A 243-nucleotide genomic window follows, 5' to 3' on the forward strand; every position below is an offset into this window, starting at 1 on the left:
TCCACGCCGTCCTGCGGCGCTTCATAGCCGCGCTGGCCGTAGGCATCGCCTTCCGGCGCCGGCAAGGCGTTGCGGTCGAGCTTGCCGTTGGTCGTCAGCGGCAGCCGCGCCAGCATCACGTACGCGGCCGGCACCATGTAGTCGGGCAGCTCGCGCGCCAGCGCGGCGCGCAGCTCCGGCGTGTCCGGCACGTCGTCGCCGACCAAATATGCGACCAGACGCTGGTCGCCCGGAGTGTCCTCG

Annotated in this window: 1 protein-coding gene; it reads right to left on the reverse strand. The window is 72.0% G+C overall.

Annotated features, from left to right (window positions below; genetic code table 11):
• Positions 1–243: hypothetical protein (locus HKX41_13010; GenBank protein ID NNC25053.1), on the reverse strand; the 243-nt coding region annotated here is incomplete at both ends.

It is taken from the genome of Salifodinibacter halophilus (genome assembly GCA_012999515.1).
Lineage (GTDB): Bacteria > Pseudomonadota > Gammaproteobacteria > Nevskiales > Salinisphaeraceae > Salifodinibacter > Salifodinibacter halophilus.